Annotated in this window: 14 protein-coding genes; 9 read left to right on the top strand and 5 right to left on the bottom strand. The window is 29.9% G+C overall.

All coding sequences use genetic code 11. From position 1 onward, the window contains the following. Positions 1-84: 84 nt before the first annotated feature. The 4 genes from G507_RS0111400 to G507_RS0111385 all read right to left on the bottom strand — a co-directional run bounded on the left by G507_RS0111400 (position 85) and on the right by G507_RS0111385 (position 3,993). Entirely contained in the window at positions 85-621 is a 537-nt protein-coding gene (locus G507_RS0111400) for a CopD family protein (protein ID WP_026717595.1), read from the bottom strand. After that, entirely contained in the window at positions 611-1,963 is a 1,353-nt protein-coding gene (locus G507_RS0111395) for an MATE family efflux transporter (RefSeq protein ID WP_026717594.1), read from the bottom strand. The genes G507_RS0111400 and G507_RS0111395 overlap by 11 nt, the downstream gene beginning before the upstream one ends. Further along, positions 1,963-3,000, bottom strand: a complete 1,038-nt coding sequence (gene hemH / locus G507_RS0111390; protein ID WP_026717593.1) for a ferrochelatase — start codon at positions 2,998-3,000, stop codon at positions 1,963-1,965. The genes G507_RS0111395 and hemH overlap by 1 nt, the downstream gene beginning before the upstream one ends. Positions 3,001-3,120: 120 nt before the next feature. Further along, positions 3,121-3,993 (bottom strand): AraC family transcriptional regulator, encoded by an 873-nt coding sequence (locus G507_RS0111385; protein ID WP_026717592.1) that lies wholly within the window; start codon positions 3,991-3,993, stop codon positions 3,121-3,123. A 229-nt stretch (positions 3,994-4,222) separates the two neighbouring features. Here G507_RS0111385 and hemA point away from each other — a divergent pair, with 229 nt between their 5' ends. The 9 genes from hemA (at position 4,223) to hemF (ending at position 13,456) form a co-directional block, all read left to right on the top strand. Beyond that, positions 4,223-5,479, top strand: coding sequence for a glutamyl-tRNA reductase (hemA, locus tag G507_RS0111380; RefSeq protein WP_026717591.1), 1,257 nt, complete (start codon positions 4,223-4,225; stop codon positions 5,477-5,479). Positions 5,480-5,483: 4 nt separating this feature from the next. Further along, entirely contained in the window at positions 5,484-6,407 is a 924-nt protein-coding gene (gene hemC, locus G507_RS0111375; protein ID WP_026717590.1) for a hydroxymethylbilane synthase, read from the top strand. Between the two features lie 48 nt (positions 6,408-6,455). Further along, positions 6,456-8,198: a TrkH family potassium uptake protein gene (locus tag G507_RS0111370; protein WP_026717589.1), complete on the top strand. Its 1,743-nt coding sequence runs from the start codon at positions 6,456-6,458 to the stop codon at positions 8,196-8,198. Between the two features lie 11 nt (positions 8,199-8,209). Further along, positions 8,210-8,917, top strand: coding sequence for a potassium channel family protein (locus G507_RS0111365; RefSeq protein WP_026717588.1), 708 nt, complete (start codon positions 8,210-8,212; stop codon positions 8,915-8,917). Between the two features lie 3 nt (positions 8,918-8,920). Beyond that, on the top strand, positions 8,921-9,577 hold the full coding sequence (locus tag G507_RS0111360; RefSeq protein WP_051191659.1) for a uroporphyrinogen-III synthase: 657 nt from the start codon (positions 8,921-8,923) through the stop codon (positions 9,575-9,577). 44 nt (positions 9,578-9,621) lie between these two features. Continuing rightward, positions 9,622-10,647, top strand: coding sequence for a uroporphyrinogen decarboxylase (hemE, locus tag G507_RS0111355; protein ID WP_026717586.1), 1,026 nt, complete (start codon positions 9,622-9,624; stop codon positions 10,645-10,647). A 161-nt stretch (positions 10,648-10,808) separates the two neighbouring features. Next, positions 10,809-11,849 (top strand): OmpA family protein, encoded by a 1,041-nt coding sequence (locus tag G507_RS0111350; protein WP_026717585.1) that lies wholly within the window; start codon positions 10,809-10,811, stop codon positions 11,847-11,849. 9 nt (positions 11,850-11,858) lie between these two features. Further along, a complete protein-coding gene (locus G507_RS0111345) occupies positions 11,859-12,506 on the top strand; it encodes a hypothetical protein (RefSeq protein ID WP_026717584.1) in 648 nt (215 codons plus the stop codon). Positions 12,507-12,553: 47 nt separating this feature from the next. Beyond that, positions 12,554-13,456 carry an oxygen-dependent coproporphyrinogen oxidase gene (gene hemF, locus G507_RS0111340; protein WP_026717583.1) on the top strand — a complete coding sequence of 301 codons (903 nt, stop codon included), beginning with the start codon at positions 12,554-12,556 and terminating at the stop codon, positions 13,454-13,456. A gap of 57 nt (positions 13,457-13,513) precedes the next feature. On the opposite strand, the gene G507_RS0111335 is transcribed toward hemF, so the two are convergent. Further along, positions 13,514-15,427, bottom strand: a complete 1,914-nt coding sequence (locus G507_RS0111335) for a hypothetical protein (protein ID WP_026717582.1) — start codon at positions 15,425-15,427, stop codon at positions 13,514-13,516. Positions 15,428-15,429 lie beyond the last annotated feature (2 nt).

Raw genomic sequence — 15,429 nt, 5'->3', positions numbered from 1 at the left:
AAAAGCGACTTAAGAAGCTCTTTTTATGATATAGAAAAACACGTTTTTTGCAAAAAACTTGCAATGTATAGCTGGATTAGCTTCTTATTTTTTTTCTCTAATTCTTTTGTAAAATCGAAAGCCTAACATAATTAAGATTGAAAATACAAAAATTCCGATTACACCAAAAATCCAATTAATTGCACTTTTTAAAATTACTAAAAATACAATTGCAAATAAAATTATTGTAGCTCCTTCATTCCAAATTCTGAAAAAAGTGGAGGTGTGCTTTACTTCATTTTTCTGTAATTGCTTGAATATTTGATGACACTTTGCGTGATAAATATATAATAGCAAAACAAATGCCAACTTTACATGCATCCAAGGTTGTGATAACCATTCTGGAAATAAATACAATAAATAAAACGCAAATAAACTGGCTAAGACAGCACTGGGCCATGTTATAATGTACCAAAGTCTATATTGCATTAATTGGTATTGCTTAATTAAAATATCTTGTTCTGGTTGTGGCTTTTGTTTGGCTTCAGCATGATATACAAATAAGCGAACAATATAAAAAAGGCCAGCAAACCATGTAATTACAAATATTAGATGTAATGCTTTTATGTAATTATATTCCATCTTGTGCGTGTGTTAATTTGCGATTCATTTCTCTTTTTAAAAAGAAACCTGTCACTAAAGTTGACAAAACATCAGCAATTGGAAATGAAATCCATACCCCAAAAATACCATAATAATTCGGTAAAATTAAGATTAAAGGAATTAAGAAAAATCCTTGCTTAGTTAATGTTAGTAAAAGTGCAGGAATAGCTTTTCCTGCTGCTTGAAAATAAGCTGCTCCTATTAATTGAATTGCAATAATTGGTGAAGCAGCAAATACTAATCGCAAGGCATTTGGTGTTTCTTTAATTATATCAACATCAGTTGAAAAAACAGCAACAATTGGTTCAGCAAATACTAAAATTGCTATAAAAATCAATGTTGCTAAACCAGCTGCCCATTTAATGGAAGTTGAAATCGTTTCACTAACTCTTACATAATTTTTTGCACCATAATTATAACCTGCAATGGGTAAAAACCCTTGTGTTACTCCTAATATGGGAAATAAAGCAAACATTAACATTCGACTTATTATTCCATAAACCGCTACAGAATGTTCTCCACCATAAATAAACAAAGTATGATTTAAAATTATGGATAAAATGGCCACAACACCTTGTCGCGCAAAAGTTACAAAACCAAGTGAACTAATTTCTGAAACTATTTTAAAATCTAAGGCATAATGTTTAAGGTGTAAACGCAACTCACTTTTAAAAATGAAGAACCATAAAATAAAACCAAAGCACATAAAATAAGAAATAGAGGTTGCCAAAGCAGCTCCAAACATTCCTAAATTCATAAATTTAATAAAAATAATATCTAAGATAATATTGCTAAAAGCTGGAATTATCATGGCAATCATAGCAAATTTAGGTTTCCCTTCTGCTCTGATAACTGTGTTACCCATCATACAAAGAGCTAAAAAAGGAACACCATATAAAACAGGCATAAAAAACTCTTTAGCGGGTTTCATTATCTCGCCATTAGCTCCAAATAGTAGTAATACCTCTTCAGAGAAAAAGGAGCCTATTACAACAGCTGTGACGGCTAAACTAAGAGTCATCATGATCTGATTTCCAAAAGTTTTTAAAGCCTTTTCATGATTATCAGCACCTAATGCTCTTGAAATTATAGAACTTCCTCCAATTCCTAATGCCATTCCTAAAGAAGAAATTAGAAATGTTATAGGTAAAACGACTGAAACTGCTGCAATAGCTAGTGATCCAATCCATTGTCCAACAAAAATGGTATCAATAAGAATATTGACAGACATAAATAATATACCTATCGAAGCAGGAACCGATTGTTTAATCAGTAATTGTTTTATACTTAATGTGCCTAATTCGGTTGAAGAAAGTGCCATTATACGGTTTGCTCTTGGTTTTGAAAAGCCCATTGATCAATCCAACGGCTTAATGTTTTAGCCCAATTATCATCATCATTTAAACATGGAATTGCAAGAAATTCTTCTCCTCCATGTTCCTTAAATTCATGATTAGCTTCCATGGCAATTTCCTCTAAAGTTTCTAAACAATCGGAAACGAAAGCTGGTGTTACAACGGCTAATTTTTTAATTCCTTTTTCTGGCATTTTGTTAACTTCAACATCAGTATAGGGAGTTAACCATTTATCTCCTGCTAAACGAGATTGAAAGGTTTGACTGTATTTTCCTTCTTCAATTCCTAAAAACTCAACCACTTGTTTTGTCGTTTCATAACATTGATGACGGTAGCAAAATTCATGTGCTGGCGAAGGTGTGTTACAACAACTTCCATCTATTTTACAATGACTTTTTGTGATGTCAGTTTTACGAATATGACGTTCTGGAATTCCATGATAAGAAAACAACAAATGATCATATTCAAACCCTTCTAAATGTCTTTTTATTGAATTTGATAAATCTCTGATATAGTCTTTTTGATTGTAAAAAGCGGGAATTATAGTAAAATTCATATGAGGGAATTTCTCTTTACGAAGCTTTTCTGCTAAAACTAAAATTGTCTGGGTAGAAGCCATTGCATGTTGAGGATACAATGGGAACAGTAAAACTTCAGTAATGCCTTGATCGCTTAATTTTTGCAGACCACTTTCAATACTTGGATTACCATATCTCATAGCTAATTCAACAGGAATACTAACTTGTTTTTGAATTTTAGCTTGTAATCTTTTTGATAAAACAATTAAAGGGGAACCTTCATCCCACCAGATTTTTGCATAAGCAGCCGCTGATTTTTTTGGTCTAGTTTGTAAAATAATTCCTCTAACTAATAAAGCTCTTAATAAAAATGGAACGTCTATTACATATTCATCCATTAAAAATTCATCTAAATAAGGCTTCACATCTTTTGCTGTTGGGCTTTCTGGTGAACCCAAATTCACTAATAATACTCCTTTTTTCATTTTTCTAAATTATTTTTTCAATCAATTTTGTATAAAAGTAAAAAATATTGCTCTTTACTATTTATTATTCTTTTGTTTTTATCTATTGATGCATTACTTTAATCAATGGCTTAACTAAAATTAAACATTCAGGTTTAAATTCATTAAGTATTTCTTAGGTGTTGTTCCAAATTTCTTTTTAAAAGCTGCAATAAAATGACTTGATGTACTGTAGCCGATTTTCAAACCAACTTCATTCACATTATAAGAACCGCTATCTAATAAATGTCTTGAATATTCCATTTTGTAATCAAACAAAAAACTATAAACACTATCGCCATAAATTTGTTTAAAACCGACTTTTAGTTTTTTAATATTCAATCCAACTTGATCAGCTAATTCTTGTAAACCAGGTGGTTCTGCCATGTTGGCTATTACAATTTCCTTAGCTTTTTTAATCTTTAAAACATTTTCTTCATCGATTAAAAATGGACAATGTTCTGCATTTGGGTCCTCATTTCTATTAAAATATAAGCTTAACAATTCATATCCTTTTCCTTTTAGATATAGATTTTTAATAGAAGTGTTTTGATTGTAATGAAATATTTGATTTAATACAATAGCCATTGCAGGACTTATATCTTCTTCACCATAATATTTTTTATCCATATTTTCTTCACTCAAAAATGGAATATATTCGGCTTCATTTGAGAATAAAGTATGGAATTTTTTAATTGAAATTAAAGCAGAAATAATCCAAGATTTTGGAGCGACTTCCATGTGAAGTGGTAGTTCTTTTTGAGGATTATACAATAAAAGCGATTTTTCTTCTTTCAAATCTAAAGCATAGCTTCCATTGTTGAAGATAAATTTCCCTTTTCCTTTCACATTAAAATGAAATTGAATTAGTCCCGTTTTAACCTGTTTTTCAAAACGTTGCGTTTCATTGGTATCATTTTGAAAACGCAATAAAATAAAATCTGGTTCAATTTTTATTTCTTCTGCAGCACTCATAGCGATATTTTTTTTAGTTTTGTTTAACCAATTATACCGTATTCTATTTAGAATGGTTCTAAACAGAAAATTAGCTAAACATTGATTTTACTACAAATTTAAACGTTTTTTATGTTTTAATTACTTTTTTAACGAAAAATTCTGCAATCGACACAAAAAGTACTTTTAGCGTTACTTTTATAAAATTGTTAAAAGTACATTTGTATCACTTTTAGGAGAAGTCAATTATATGGATACTTTTACAATTGGAAAACATCTTTCGTTTTACGCTATCGGGTTAAGCTACAAAAAAGCTGATGCCGAAATGAGAGGTAAATTTAGTTTAGACGAGAATGCTAAATCAAATTTATTACATCAAGCTAAAAATGATGGAATAGAGAGTTTGCTTGTTACTTCAACTTGCAACAGGACTGAGATATACGGTTTTGCGGAACATCCCTTTCAATTAATCAAATTGCTTTGCGAGAATAGTAACGGAACTGTTGAAGATTTTCAACAAGTGGCTTATGTCTATAAAAACAAAGAAGCTTTAAATCATATGTTTCGAGTTGGAACAGGTTTAGATAGTCAGATTTTAGGTGATTTTGAAATCATTTCGCAAATCAAACAAAGTTTTAATGACAGTAAGAAATTAGGTTTAGCCAATTCTTATGTTGAAAGACTAGTAAATGCAGTGATTCAAGCTAGTAAAAAGGTAAAGAATGAAACTGATTTAAGTTCAGGAGCAACTTCTGTATCATTTGCTTCTGTTCAATATATAATGAATAATGTTCCTGATATTGGAAATAAAAACATATTACTTTTTGGAACTGGAAAAATTGGTAGAAATACGTGTGAAAACTTAGTAAAACACACTAAAAATGAGCATATAGTTCTTATCAATAGAACAAAAGCTACTGCTGAAAAAGTTGCTGGAAAATTCAATTTAATTGTAAAAGATTATGCAGATTTACAACTAGAAATTCAAAAAACAGATGTTTTAGTGGTGGCAACTGGTGCTCAAAATCCAACAGTTGATGCTGAAATATTAAAATTGAAAAAACCATTGTTGATATTAGATTTATCGATTCCGAAAAATGTGGATGAAAATGTTAAAGCTAATGAAAATGTAACGTTAGTTCATTTAGATCATTTGTCACAAGTTACAGATGAAACCATTGAAAAAAGAAAAGAACACATTCCTGCAGCAGAAAACATTATTGAAGAAGTGATGACTGAATTTTTAACTTGGTCAAAAACTAGAAAATTTGCTCCAACAATTCACTCATTAAAAGAAAAACTGGGTTCAATAAAGCAGATTGAATTAAATTACCAAAGAAAAAAACTAGAAAACTTCAACGAAGAACAAGCTGAAATTATCAGTAATAGAATTATTCAAAAAATCACCAATCATTTTGCTAATCATTTAAAAAATGAAGACACTGTTGTTGATGAAAGTATTGAATGGATCAACAAAGTTTTTCAAATTGAAGCAGTCGAAAAATAACAAAATGTCTCAAAAAGTTATTAAAATAGGAACACGTGATAGCGAATTAGCTCTTTGGCAAGCGCACACCGTTCAAAATAAACTTCACGATTTAGGTTACAAAACAGAAATTATTGCCGTAAAATCTACAGGTGATTTAATTTTAGACAAACCTTTGTATGAATTAGGAATTACAGGGATTTTTACAAAAACTCTTGATATTGCAATGCTTAAAGGAGAAGTAGATATTGCTGTTCATTCTATGAAAGATGTTCCAACTGCTTTGCCTATCGGAATTGTTCAAGCAGCAGTTTTAGAAAGAGCCAATACCTTAGATATTTTAGTGTATAAAGGAAATCTTGATTTTTTAAATTCTGATGGAATTATTGCTTCTGGAAGTTTACGTAGAAAAGCTCAGTGGTTAAATAAATATCCAACTCATAAAGTAGAAGATTTACGGGGAAATGTAAATACTCGAATGCAAAAACTAAAAGATAACAATTGGAACGGTGCTATTTTTGCCGCAGCTGGTTTAGAAAGAATCAACTTAAAACCTGATACTTTTTTAAATTTAGATTGGATGATTCCAGCTCCAGCTCAAGGAGCAATGCTCGTTGTTGCAATGGAAAAAGATGATTTTACAAGAGAAGCTTTAGCTAAATTAAACCATAAGGAATCTGAAATTTGCACTTTTATAGAAAGACAATTTCTTAGAACTTTAGAAGGAGGTTGTACGGCTCCAATTGGTGCTTTGGCAGTAAAAAATGGTGATCAAATTGATTTTCAAGGTGTTTTGTTTTCTTTAGACGGAAAAGAAAAGCATTCCATTGAAAAAAGTTGTAATTTTGACTCCTATTTAAACTTTGGTAAAGAATGTGCCGAAGAATTATTAAAAAACGGAGCTAAACCTTTAATGGAAAACCTTCGATCAGAATTAAAAGTAAAATAATATGTAAACGTCTCAGTTTCGTAAGATTCTGAAACAAGTTCAGAATAAATGGAAAAAGAATCATTACTCAATTACCTATACCGATTTTTTGACATCATTGTTTTGTTATTTATTGTATTTGATTTTGGGTATGATTTTCAAGAAAATTATAATTCTCCTCACGTAATTGGATTGATTATTTTGTCTTTTTCCTTGTTAGGTTTTAACCTGTTCAAATTCATTAAATATAAGTTTAAGAGCAATAAAAAGGTAGCATTAGCTAACATTATTTTATTGTCTTCAATACTTTTTGCTTCATTTATTACAGCATTAATTCATTTAGATTTCAGCTTTTCTTTCATATTACAAAAAGTTAAACCAATATTAGAAGGAGGATTAATTTTTTACTTTTTGATACGACTTCTTGTTTTAGTTCGTCATATTTATGATATTTATTTTAATCCAGCAATTGTCTTTGTTGGAAGTTTCATCATATTAGGGTTAACAGGTGCTTTTTTATTAATGCTTCCTAGTGCAACAACTAATGGAATTTCATTTACAAATGCTATATTCACTGCAACTAGTGCTGTTTGTGTAACTGGTTTAGCGGTTGTTGATACGGCTAAAGACTTTACAATAATTGGACAATCCATAATTTTAGTTTTAATACAATTAGGTGGAATTGGAATTCTAACATTTACTTCATTCTTTGCTTTCTTTTTTAGAGGAAGTTCATCTTTTAAAGAAGGGCTAAACACGAAGGATTTTATCGCTACTGAAGGACTAAAAGATGTTTTTAGAGCTGCTTTAAATGTGGTTATTTTTACACTTTCCGTTGAGTTTATTGGAGCCGTTTTTATCTACTTTTCGGTCTTAGACAATGATAGTATAACTAACAAATTCTTCTTTTCAATTTTTCATTCAATTTCAGCTTTTTGTAATGCTGGATTTTCAATTTTCTCAGCTGGACTATTTGATGAAAGTATAAGATTTGATTACTTCTTGCAATGGATAATTATGATATTAATTATTTTTGGAGGATTAGGACACAACATAATTTTCAATTTTTATCAATATATAAAAACCTACGTTTTAGAGTTGTTTGATAAAGGTAGAATTCACAAGCAAGTTAGAATTATAACTTTAAATACAAGATTGGTAATTTATACTACTTTATTCTTATTAGTTTCAGGTTTTATATTTTTATACATATCTGAATATAACAATACACTTTTAATGCACGATACTGTGTTTGGAAAAATCACGAATGCCGCCTTTAATTCTGTTACACCAAGAACTGCGGGTTTTAATACAGTAGATTTTACAAAATTCAACGTTCCTTCACTGTTGTTTATGATATTTTTAATGTGGATTGGAGCTTCACCAGCATCAACAGGTGGTGGTATAAAAACGAGTACCTTTGCATTAGCTACTTTAAACATTTTTGCTGTTGCAATGGGTAAGGGTCGAATTCAAATATTAGGAAGAAGAATTAGCAGTGATTCAACTTCTCGTGCATTTGCTATTTTATGCATTTCATTAATAGTGATTGGAATTTCCATCATGGCATTATTGATATTTGAACCTACTGACACGCCTCTTTTAACGGTTGTTTTTGAATGTTTCTCTGCTTATAGTACAGTTGGTTTAAGTTTAAATTTTACATCAACTTTATCTGAGCCAAGTAAATATGTAATAATTGCAACAATGTTTATTGGTAGAATAGGAATGCTCAATTTAATGGTTGGATTACTTCGTCAATTGAATCATCAATTTTATGAGTATCCAAAAGAAAATATTTTGATTAATTAATACTATACAAAATGAAAGTAATCGTTTTTGGATTAGGAAACTTCGGAATGTCATTATCGTTATCACTAACGGAAACGGGAAATGAAGTTATTGGAATAGATAAAAACATGGAAAAAATAAACCTTTTAAAAGACAAAATTTCTCATGTTATTTGTATGGATTCAACTAATGAATTAGCCTTTGATGCTGTTCCTTTAAAGGATGCAGATAAAGTTGTTGTTGCCATTGGTGAAAATGAAGGTGCAGCTATTATTACGACAGCTATTATTAAAAAACTTTCTGATGTTAAGATTATTTCTCGTGCCTTGTCACCAATTCACGATACGGTTTTAGAAGCTATGGGAATTCATAGTATTGTTCATCCAGAACAAGATTCTGCAGATAGATTAACCAAACAAATCAATTTTAAAACGACTTTAGAAAATTACCAATTGGATAACAATTATACTATTTCTGAAGTAAAATCAAAATCAGAATTTCACGGTAAAACTTTAGCCGAATTGAACGATATTGACAAGTATCATCTAACACTAATAACAATAATAAGAAAGCGTGAAAAACGCAATTTAATAGGTAAAAAAACTATAATTAAAGAAACTATTGGTCGGCCAACACCACAAACGGTTTTACAAGAATGTGATATTTTAGTGGTTTATGGAAACAATAAGGACATTTCTTTTTATTGTGAAGACCAAGAAGAAAGTGAAATAAAATTATAAATTTTGAAAACAATTCTATCTACAAAAAAATTAAAAAAAGTAGAAATTAAAAAACTTTCTGATGTTAACTTTAATGTAATAGAGAAAAAATTTATTAAGACTACAATAGTAGATTTTCAAGTTAAAAAACTTAATGAATACGTAATTTTCACTAGTAAAAACGCTGTTAAAAGTGTTTTAAAAAACAGAATAGAAAATCAAGTAAGAGATAAAAAAATATTTTGTGTTGGACAAAAAACAAAGCTTTTCCTTGAAAAACATCATTATTTAGTTCAAGAAAGCGCTGATTACGCAAGTGATTTAGGACTAATTATTAGAGAAAAATATAAAAATCATTCGTTTACCTTTTTTTCAGGGAATATTAGAAGAAACACTTTACCTGATTTGTTAAATGATAATTTTATAAAATGGAATGAAGTAATAGTTTATGAAACAGCTTTAAATCCAAAGAGAGTAAAAGAAAACATTGATGGAATTCTATTTTTTAGTCCGTCAGCGATTGAAAGTTATTTGATGAAAAACAAAATAGAAAATCAAACTTGTTTTTGCATTGGAACAACAACAGCAAAAGCATTAGAAAATAAAACAAAAAACATACAAATTGCAGCTCAACCAACAGTTGAAAATGTAATTGATGAAGTAATAAAATATTATAAATAAACTTAGTAACTCTGCTGCTAAGTCACTTTGAAACTTTAGAAAAAATGATTAAAAACGACTTATTTTTAAAAGCCTTAAACAACGAAATTGTTGATAGACCACCCGTTTGGATGATGCGTCAAGCAGGAAGATATTTGCCAGAATTTATGGCAATCAAAGAAAAATATGATTTTTTTACAAGATGTAAAACGCCAGAATTAGCTTCTGAAATCACTGTTCAACCTATTAGAATTATCAAGCCGGATGTTGCTATTTTGTTTTCAGATATTTTAGTAATTCCACAAGCCATGGGAATTGATGTAGAATTAGAAGACGGAATTGGACCAGTTTTACCAAATCCAATTCGTAAAGCTTCTGATGTGGATAAGGTATTTGTTCCAGACATAAACGAAACTTTAGGTTATGTTATGGATGCTATTGACATGACAAAAGAAAAATTGAACAACGAAGTTCCTTTAATTGGATTTGCAGGTTCACCTTGGACAATATTCTGCTATGCTGTGGAAGGAAAAGGATCTAAAAGTTTTGATAAAGCTAAAGGATTTTGTTTTTCAAATCCAGTTGCAGCTCATTTATTGTTACAAAAAATTACAGATACAACCATTTTATATTTGAAAGAAAAAGTAAAACATGGAGTAAATGCAGTACAAATTTTTGACTCTTGGGGAGGAATGCTTTCTCCAGTTGATTATCAAGAATTTTCATGGAATTACATGAACCAAATTGTGGAAGCTTTAGCACCAGAAACAAAGGTTATTGTTTTTGGAAAAGGATGTTGGTTTGCATTAGACGAAATGGCAAAATCAAAAGCAGCAGCAATTGGTGTAGACTGGACTGTTTCTCCAAGAAATGCAAGATATTTAACAGGTGGAAAGAAAACATTACAAGGTAATTTTGATCCTTCTAGATTGTTGTCTCCAATTCCTGTGATTAAGAAAATGGTTCACGAAATGATTGACGAATTCGGTAAAGATAATTACATCGTAAATCTTGGTCACGGAATTTTACCAAATATACCTGTTGATCATGCGAAAGCTTTTGTGGATGCTGTTAAAGAGTACGGCAAATAAATAGTCTTCAATTAAGATTATTTAATTGTTAATTCTTAATCAAATAAAAAGAAAACCATTATTTTAAGATTTAAAATTTAGTACTATTGTCTTTTTAATTAAAGTCTTTAATTAGTCTCTAATTCATATTTATAAAGTATAAAAAACTAAACATCAATGTAATGAAAAAAACAATTGCTTTATTATCGTTAGGATTACTTTTTTTTGCATGTAAAAAAGATAATGATTCTTCAACTGTTGAAGGTTCAAAGGAGGAAATTGTTACGGAAAATAATTCTGTAGAAGATGAAGCACCTTTCTTCCTAGAGTCTTTTGATTGGACTAAAATTTCTGAATCATCGTCAGAAATTGGTGCTTTCCCTTATGTAACTGCTCCAGAAGGTTTCATTATCTGGAAAGATGGTCATAATGAAATTGCAAAAAACGGAATGACGCAATTTTCTGATTTCAGTAAAATGATTATGTATAATGGGACTTCATTTTATAATGCTGAAGGAAAAAAAGCGGAACTTGATTTTGCAATGGCTGAAAAGAAAGCAGATTTCAACCAATTTAAATTTGATAAAAGTGTAGACGAATATCTTGTAAACATTGGGGCTATTTTATTATTTAAAGGACAAATTCCTAATGAATTTCTTAAGGAAATTAATAAAGTTGATGATTATACTGTTCATAAATATATTCAAGGTGATCCTTGGAATAGTGATCCAATAAGACATTATGCCTTAAATCACAAAAACGGAAAAATAATGTTTCAGGTTTGGTCAAATTCAGCCGAAGGAGAAGTTGGTGTAGTAGAGCTAGAAGGCTTTAAACAAACCATTAAAGCTCCAACAGCTTCTGAAATGCAAAAAGACATCGATGCAAAAGGAAAAGCCGTCTTAAATATTAATTTTGATACAGACAAAGCAACTTTAAAACCTGATGGGATAAAGCTTGTTGATGAAATATTTATTCTATTATCAAGCAATCCAAACTTAAAATTATCTATTGAAGGACATACAGATAATACAGGAAGCGTGGCTAGAAATAAAGAACTTTCTACTGATAGAGCAAATACAGTAATGTATGCTTTGGCAGGAAAAGGGATTAGTATTAAACGTTTAAAAGCTAGTGGATTTGGTTCTGAAAAACCATTAGTAGCAAATGATTCAGACGAAAACAAAGCTAAAAATAGACGTGTTGAATTAGTAAAGTTTTAATAATATCGTATGAAAAACCTACTAATATTAGTGTCTTTTTGTTTTGTTCAAATTGTTTTTTCACAGGTAGAAAATGATTGCGACAACATAAATAAACCATCTTGTTGTCCAAGCATAGAAGATGGTTATTCACCAAAAATACCAGCATGGGAAGATGTTGGATGTAAAACTGCTTATAAAGAAACTGAATATTTGATGTTTCCAAAAATACTTGAATACAAAGGGTATATATTTAAGCAGCTTACAAGTTGTGCCGTTCAAAATATGGATTGTATATTAACTATTGATTATTGTTTACAGAAAACAAGACAAAATTTAAGAGTTGAAATTAAAGACTATAAAGATCCTTTTTTTGAATCTAAAATGGGAATAGCATCTAAAAATATAGACTTAATAGTATTTCAACCTGGTGCAGTAGGATTAGGCTCTCACAGTCTTTCACCATTAAATAAAAAATACAAAAATAGCGTGATTGTATCCTCACGTTTTTCACCTTATGGTGGTGAAGAAGACAGTGTAAGTTACATCGCATACGTTAATGAAAGATATTTAATTCACATCATTATAGATGATAAACCGAAATATTTTACAGAAGCTATTCAAGTAGAAAAGTTTTTAAAGGAATACATTTCACAAATAAATTTAGTAGAAAAATAGAATATTCTATATGTAAAAAATACAAGAATTATTCAACAAAAAAATAAATGAAAGACAAATTTTTCGCATACATACAAAATTTACAAGATCAAATCTGCAAAGGATTAGAAACTATTGACGGAAAAGCCAAGTTTCGTGAAGATTTATGGGATAGACCAGAAGGTGGTGGCGGAAGAACTCGCGTTATCGAAAACGGAAATGTTTTCGAAAAAGGAGGTGTAAATATTTCTGCTGTTCATGGAAAATTACCAGATTCTATGCAGAAATTGTTCAATGTTGGTGAAGCGGATTTCTTTGCTTGTGGTTTGAGTTTAGTTATTCATCCTAAAAGTCCGATGGTTCCAACTGTTCATGCTAATTGGAGATATTTTGAAATGTATGACGATAAAGGAAATGTTATCAATAGTTGGTTTGGTGGTGGACAAGATTTAACACCTTATTATTTATTTGAAGAAGATGCAACTCATTTTCATCAAACCTGCAAAACGGCTTGCGATAAACATAATCCAGAGTTTTATCCAAAATATAAAAAACAATGTGATGCTTATTTTTGGAACGCACATAGAAATGAAGCTCGTGGAATTGGTGGATTATTCTTCGATTATTGCAAAGAAACCACAGAAATGAAAATGGAAAATTGGTTCAACTTTGTAACTGAAGTTGGAAATAGTTTTCTAGAAGCATATGTTCCAATTGTTGAAAAACGCAAAGATTTATCATATACTGATGTTCAAAAAAATTGGCAAGAAATTCGTCGTGGTCGTTATGTAGAATTCAATTTAGTTCATGATAAAGGGACTTTATTTGGACTAAAAACGAACGGAAGAATAGAAAGCATTCTTATGAGTTTGCCACCACATGTGCAATGGGTATATGATCATCATCCAGAAGAAGGAAGTGATGAAGAAAAGCTAATTAAAACATTAATGAATCCAAAAGAATGGATATAAAAAAAAGAGCAGTAATCCTTAAATTACTGCTCTTTTTTTAGTAGTTAAACTTTAAGATTATTTCATGTAATCTATCAAATCTAAAGTTTGTAAAAGGATGTTTTTATTAGAGAAATTTGAGTTCAAATTCATTTCTACTTTCATTTTATTTCCGTCTAATTTGTTTGAAGATTTCATTTCTATATTTCTAAATTGATCTGCAAAACGCAATGCTTTTGCAGTATCTCTTCCAAAATCTTCTACTAACATATAGCTCTTAATGAAATTTTGAATGTTGAAGTTTCCTGTAAAATAATTATCCGAAGTTTCTTTTTCTACTTTTTTAGAAAAATCAGATTGAGAACCTTTTTCTAAGTATTGTAGTCCATTAGAAAAAACAAGAACATCTCCTTCTTTCATAATATACATATCACCAAATTCATTACTTTCTTTTACTTTATAAGTACCATTTTGTTGCACTAAAACTTCTTTTCTTACTCCTAGTTTTAGTAATTTTTCGCTCATTTTTGCATGAGTTGATGTCATAATAAAGGAGAAAATAGGTCTGGTTTTAACAATGGTTTTTTCGACTTCAATTTCTTCATAATCATCATCGTACTCAACCGATTTATAAGTGTAATCAAACTTTTCCATTCCATGAAAAAACATTGTAAAATCTCCATCTAATAGGGTTGCAGTCGCTTCTTCATCTAACATAGTTGTCATAAGATCCATAGCAATATCTAAACCATCCTTTTCAATTGGCAAAGCAGAAAAAGATTGTTCAACAATTGCTGGATAATTTTTCAGAATTTCTTCTGTACTCATATGATAAGTAAAATATCCTAAAGGTTCATTTTTGGGAAAATAATTGAAAATCTTATCATTTGGTTTTCTTGAGATAACTTTTTGCATTACAGCTGCCAATGGTTCTGTATATTCAACCGTTTGTTCAATTCTAGCTTTGTCATCTTCAAAAAACATATCCATTCCCATTCCTTTTATACTATACATCGAAGTATTTGGAGTTGTATTTGGATTCATTTTTCCAAAAAGATAATATAAAGAACTCATTTTACCTGCCAATGCTTGATAATCCATCCAAGCAGAAATATCAGCATTTTTATTCACATTTGATGAAGTAGGAATATCAAAACCTTTTTTAAAGAGTTTATCAATGTCTTTCAACTGTCTTTCGTGTTTAACTATTCTTAAAGCATTTGCTCTTGCTTCTTGCTGTTCTCTCAATCTTTTATAATAATTATCATCATAGTCATAATCATCTTCTACTTCTACAACTTCTGTCGCTTCTATCGCTTCTTCATCATATTCTTCATCATATTCTTCAGTTGCAACAGAAGTTTCATATACACCTTCTTCAATTTCAACTCTTCCTGAAGCCGCTTCGACAACTTGTGCTTCTTCCACAACTTCTTCTTCGTAATAATTAGCATCACTTATTACTTCAACAGCTTCTACCTCGTCAACTATGTACGAAGTATCATAAACACTTTCTGTGGCGTAACTTCCTGGAGTATTTTCGTAAGTAATATAAATGACTAATGCTTTTTTATTCCAAGCTAATGAAAAATCTTCATTTGGTGGTGAATAAATAGAGTATTTTGATTTTTTAATAATTTTATCGTCCTTAGAAACGGTGTTTTTTTGTAATTTTCTCTGAATTAATTCTGTAATTTTCTTCTCATCAACAATTGGAAGTGTAATTTGTGTGTAAGCTAGACTATCTTTATAGTCACCGTGAATTGTAGCATTTTTGGATTTATCTAAGAGAGCAACAAATTCTTTTAATTTAAAATCGGATTTTTCCTTATTAAAACTTTTAAATAAGTTGTGATTAAACAAGCTATCAATAGTAACTTTCTTAGCAAACTGAGTTGTGTTAAACTGAACAAAGTAATCATAATTTTCTTTGTTGTTTTGACTTAAAACAAAGAATGGTACTAAAAGTAATAGTGCGTAAAATTTTTTCATAT

Origin of the sequence: Flavobacterium gelidilacus DSM 15343 (assembly GCF_000422685.1) — a bacterium.
GTDB classification, from domain to species: Bacteria; Bacteroidota; Bacteroidia; order Flavobacteriales; family Flavobacteriaceae; genus Flavobacterium; species Flavobacterium gelidilacus.
Note: the sequence above shows the minus strand (reverse complement) of the source record. Positions and strands in the feature narration are given on the sequence as shown.